Here is a 2,327-nt window from a genome sequence, read left to right as displayed (position 1 = left end):
GGGCCGCGAGAAGGAGATGCTGCAGTCGCTCTTCAACGGCATCTCCAACCGCGAGATCGCCGGTCGGCTGTTCGTCTCGGAGAACACGGTCAAGTTTCACCTGAAGAACATCTACTCGAAGCTCGGCGTCGGCAACCGCTTGCAGGCCATCAATGCCGCCCGGGCCCTGAGGCTGATCGACTGACCAGCCGGCGCGACGAGACGAGCAGCGTGATGCCGAAGGAGCCCCTTGCCATGTCGGTGAAAGAGGAGCGCGGCAGCCGGGCTGCCCGGGTGGACGCAGTGGTCATCGGGGCCGGCTTCGCCGGCCTCTACATGGTGCACCGGCTGCGCGAGATGGGGCTGTCGCTGCGCGCCTTCGAGCGCGGCGGCGGGGTCGGCGGCACCTGGTACTGGAATCGCTATCCGGGGGCCGGTTCGGACTCCGAGTCGTGGGTCTACTCGTACTCCTTCTCCGACGAGCTCGTGCAGGGCTGGCAATGGAGCCGGCGCTTCCCCGGGCAGGCCGAGATCCTCCGCTACCTGGAGTACGTGGCCGACAAGCTCGACCTGAAGCCGGCCTTCGATTTCGACACCGCGGTGACGGGCGCCACCTACGACGAGCAGCGCGCGCTGTGGACGGTCGAGACCGAGATCGGCGAACGGGTCGAGGCGGGCTACCTGATCACGGCCGTGGGCTGCCTGTCGTCGGCCCAGGTGCCCGCGATCCCCGGCAGGGACAGCTTCGAGGGCGAGCAGCACCACACCGGCGCCTGGCCGCACGCGGGCGTGGACTTCAGCGGCAAGCGCGTGGGCGTGATCGGCACCGGGTCGAGCGCGATCCAGGCCATCCCCATCATCGCCCGGCAGGCGGCTCACCTGACGGTGTTCCAGCGCACGCCGCAGTTCAGCGTACCGAACGGCAATCGCGACCTCAGTCCGGAGGAGCAGGCCCGGCTGCGGCGCGATATCCGGCAGATCCGCGAAACCTGCAAGTGGAGCTCGATCGGCCAACCGTACGACTTCAGCAGCGTCGGTGCCTTCGACGTCGACGCCGAGGAGCGCCAGCGGCAGTACGAGGCCAACTGGCAGAAGGGCGGCTTCGAGTGGATGTTCGGCAGCTACAAGGACCTGCTGGTCGACGAGGCGGCGAACGCGACCGCCGCCGACTTCGTGCGCCAGAAGATCCGCGAGGCGGTGCGTGACCCCGCGGTGGCGCGCAAGCTGATTCCCCAGGGCTACCCGATCGCGACCAAGCGGCTGCCGCTGGACGCCGGTTACTTCGAGACCTACAACCGCGACAACGTGGTGCTGGTCGACCTGCGCGAAACGCCGATCCAGGAGATCGTCGCGCAGGGCCTCCGCACCAGCGAGAAGATCTATCCGCTCGACATCATCGTGTTCGCCACCGGCTTCGACGCGCTGACAGGCCCGCTGACGCGACTGGGCATCCGCGGACGCGGGGGCGTGACGCTCGGCGAGAAGTGGGCGGCCGGTCCGCGCACCTACCTCGGGTCTCGACTGCCGACTTCCCCAACCTGTTCATGATCACCGGCCCTGGCAGCCCGTCGGTGCTCGGCAACATGCCGACCTCGATCGAGCAGCATGTCGAGTGGATCGCCGACTGCATCGACCACTTGCGCGCTCACAAGGCGGCCACCATCGAGCCGACGCCGGACGCCGAGGAGGCCTGGGTGGCGCACGTCAACGAGCTGGCCGACAAGACCCTGCTGCCGCGCGCGGACTCCTGGTACATGGGCGCCAATGTCCCGGGCAAGCCTCGTGTGTTCATGCCCTACATCGGCGGCTTCGGCGCCTACCGCAAGCTGTGCGCCGAGGTGGCGGCGGAGCGCTATCGGGGCTTCTCGATCGGCTAGCGCTGCGGCAGCTCGGCCACCGTCAGCCACACCCGCAAATCGAACTCCAGCTGGTGGTAGTCCGGGGCCATGTGCGTGCACAGCGCATAGAAGGCCTTGCCGTGCTCGCGCTCCTTCAGGTGCGCGAGTTCGTGCACGACGATCATCTTCAGGAACGCCGCCGGCGCCTCCTTGAACAGGCTGGCCACGCGGATCTCGCGCTTGGCCTTCAGGCGTGTGCCCTGCACGCGCGACACCGCGGTGTGCGTGCCCAGCGCGTTGCGGATCACGTGCAGGCGCGGGTCGTAGGCCACCTTGCTCAGCGGCTCGGACTGGCGCAGGTAGCGGGACTTGAGGCCGGTGACGTAGTCGTACAGCGCGCGGTCGGTGCGCACCTCGTGGGCCTCCGGGTAGCGCGCCCGCAGGCCCTCGGCCAGGCCGCCCCGCGCGAGCGCCGCCCGCACCTGGGCCTGCAGCGCCTCGGGGTAGTGG

4 protein-coding genes are annotated in these 2,327 nt (G+C 69.0%); 3 read left to right on the top strand and 1 reads right to left on the bottom strand.

Going from position 1 to position 2,327, the window contains the following annotated elements; translation table 11 throughout:
* The 3 genes from Y694_RS21380 to Y694_RS26910 all read left to right on the top strand — a co-directional run.
* Positions 1–184 (top strand): helix-turn-helix transcriptional regulator (locus Y694_RS21380; protein WP_036236466.1); only part of this gene is annotated, 184 nt, incomplete at its 5' end.
* 50 nt (positions 185–234) lie between these two features.
* On the top strand, positions 235–1,527 hold the full coding sequence (locus tag Y694_RS21375; RefSeq protein ID WP_310732294.1) for an NAD(P)/FAD-dependent oxidoreductase: 1,293 nt from the start codon (positions 235–237) through the stop codon (positions 1,525–1,527).
* Positions 1,524–1,856, top strand: coding sequence for a hypothetical protein (locus tag Y694_RS26910; protein WP_310732293.1), 333 nt, complete (start codon positions 1,524–1,526; stop codon positions 1,854–1,856). The genes Y694_RS21375 and Y694_RS26910 overlap by 4 nt, the downstream gene beginning before the upstream one ends.
* Here the strand turns inward: Y694_RS26910 and Y694_RS21370 are convergent.
* On the bottom strand, positions 1,853–2,327 hold a 475-nt coding region (locus Y694_RS21370), incomplete at its 5' end, for a M48 family metallopeptidase (protein WP_036236464.1). The two genes, Y694_RS26910 and Y694_RS21370, sit on opposite strands and share 4 nt — an antisense overlap.

The sequence above is a fragment of the Methylibium sp. T29-B genome, assembly GCF_000576225.1.
Taxonomy (GTDB): domain Bacteria; phylum Pseudomonadota; class Gammaproteobacteria; order Burkholderiales; family Burkholderiaceae_C; genus Methylibium; species Methylibium petroleiphilum.
This window is presented reverse-complemented; position numbering and strand designations above follow the sequence as displayed.

What these genes read in the sequence shown, in the direction of transcription:
- Y694_RS21375 (WP_310732294.1), top strand. Translation starts at nt 235, where the DNA reads ATGTCGGTGAAAGAGGAGCGCGGCAGCCGGGCTGCCCGGGTGGACGCA.
- Y694_RS26910 (WP_310732293.1), top strand. Translation starts at nt 1,524, where the DNA reads ATGATCACCGGCCCTGGCAGCCCGTCGGTGCTCGGCAACATGCCGACC.